The 2,295-nt window shown below is 71.0% G+C and carries 2 protein-coding genes; both read left to right on the top strand.

What is annotated here, in order from left to right:
• Nucleotides 1-784 (top strand): ATP-grasp domain-containing protein (locus AB0J52_RS36960; protein ID WP_500187562.1); only part of this gene is annotated, 784 nt, incomplete at its 5' end.
• A gap of 22 nt (nucleotides 785-806) precedes the next feature.
• A complete protein-coding gene (locus tag AB0J52_RS36955; protein ID WP_500187560.1) occupies nucleotides 807-2,150 on the top strand; it encodes a hypothetical protein in 1,344 nt (447 codons plus the stop codon).
• The last annotated feature ends 145 nt before the right edge of the window (nucleotides 2,151-2,295 follow it).

Below are 2,295 nucleotides of genomic sequence, written 5' to 3'. Positions count from 1 at the left end.
CATCGTCGGCGTGGGCCGGGCGCCGCGCGGCGAGGGCTGGCGCGAGTACTTCGACGCGCTGCTCGGCAAGCGCGACAAGAACGACATCCTCGCCGAGGACGTGCTGGTCATGGAGCACCTGACCGGCACCGAGTACGCGGTCGACACCGTCAGCCACCACGGCCGCCACTCGGTCACCGACATCATCCGGTACGACCGGGCGCAGTACGGGGACGGCATCGCCGTCTACAACGCCGTCGAGTGGATGCCGTACGCCCCCGAGGACCCCGTCCTCGGGTCGCTGATGGAGTACGCGCTGGCGGCGCTCGACGCGGTCGGCCAGCGGCAGTGGGCCGCGCACACCGAGATCATGATGACCGAGGACGGCCCCCGGCTGCTGGAGGTCAACGCGCGGCTCGCCGGGATCGGCCACCCGCTGCTGACCGAGATCGCCACCGGCGAGAGCCAGCTCACCCGGACCGTGGACGTCTGCGCGGGCCGCGGCGACGAGATGCCCGACGGGTTCGCGCTGCGGCGGAACGTGCTGGCCGTGTTCGTCAAGGCCTACACCTCGGGTGTGGTGCGCAACGCCGAGATCCTCGACGAGGCGCGCTCGCTGCCGAGCTTCCACTCCACCTTCCGGCTGGTGTCCACCGGCGACCGGGTGGAGGCCAGCACCGACATCCACACGAGCATGACGATGGGCTACATCACGCTCGCGCACGAGCGGTCCGAGCAGCTCTACGAGGACCGGGAAGTCATCCGCAAGCTGGAGCAGCAGCTCATCATCGACCCCGAAGGGTGAACCTGTCGTGACCCGTCAGTCCTTGACCGAAGAGTACCTCCAGGCGAGTGCGGGGACGCCGGCGGGCGAGCTGCTCGGCCCGCTGCCGGACTCGGAGTTCCTCGGCGCCTTCTACAAGGGGCGCTACCTGTCCCGGCCGGTGTTCCTCGACCGCGACGAGCAGCAGCTCCTGGCCGCGGACCTGGAGAACTTCCGGTCCGCCCTGATCAGCCTGCCGGACAAGCTGTACGGCGGCGACCTCGCCGCGTTCGCGCGGGCGGTGGGCATGGCCGAGCCGCAGGTCCACGCCGTCCTGCGCAGCCGCGGCCCGGCGCCCACCCGGGTGGGCCGGCTGGACATGTACGCCGACGCGACCGGGCTGCGGCTGCTGGAGGTGAACATGGGGGGCTCGCTCGGCGGCCTGGACAACGCCGACATGAGCCGCGCCCTCCTGGAGCACCCCACGCTGGCGTCCTTCGCCGAGCGCCGCGGCCTGACGTTCGTGGACACCATGCGCGAGCTGGTGGACAGCGTGTTCGCCGAGAGCGGGTTCGAGCCGGGGTCGCGCCCGGTGGTCGCGATGTGCGACTGGCCGACGAGCTACGACCGGCTGGCCTCGTACATGTCGCACTACTGCGCGCGCTGGCAGGAACTGGGGCTGGACGCCCACCCCTGCCACATCGGGCAGCTCGACGTGCGCGAGGACGGCGTCTGGCTGGGCGACCGCAAGGTCGACATCATCTACCGGATGTTCCTCATCAAGGACCTGCTGGAGTCCGACGAGGCGCCCGCGCTGATGAACCCCGTCCTGGACGCGGCCCACCGCGGCCAGGTGAAGATCTTCACCCCGATGGACGCCGAGGTCTTCGCCAGCAAGGGCGCGCTCGCGATGCTCTCCGACGAGCAGAACCGGGGGCTGTTCTCGGCCGCCGAGCTGGCCAGCCTGGACCGGATCCTGCCGTGGACGCGGATGGTCCGGCCGGGGAAGGTGACGCTGGAGAGCGGCGAGCACGTCGAACTGCTCGACTACGCGCTCGCCAACAAGGAGCACCTGGCGCTCAAGCCCACCCAGCTGCACAGCGGCGCCGGCATCGTGCTCGGCTGGCTCCCCGAGGTGTCGGCGGAGGAGTGGCGCGAGCAGGTCACCGCCGCCGTGGACGGCCCGTTCGTCCTGCAGCGCCGGGTCGTCCCGGAGCCGGAGCTCTTCCTGGACGAGCAGGGCGAACCGCAGCCCTGGATCGTCGCCTGGGGCATCTTCACCCTGGCGAGCGGCTACGGCGGCGGCTTCACCCGCGCCACCACGGTGGCGTCCGGCAACGAGCTGATCAATTTCTACAACGGAGCCCAGGTCGGCACGGTGCTGCACGTCGGCCCCGAGGCCGGATAGATCCTGAGGCCGGACAGGTCCTGAGGCGACAAAGCGGGCCGGGTTCCGAGAGGAGGCCTCCTCAATGTACCCGCGCCCGGGCGCCCCCGCCCCCCCCCACCGGCGGCGGGCCGGGGCTTATGAAGACGCGGGCCGGAGAAATAGA

The organism is Spirillospora sp. NPDC049652 (genome assembly GCF_040675125.1).
In the GTDB taxonomy this organism is placed as follows: Bacteria; Actinomycetota; Actinomycetes; order Streptosporangiales; family Streptosporangiaceae; genus Spirillospora.
This window is presented reverse-complemented; position numbering and strand designations above follow the sequence as displayed.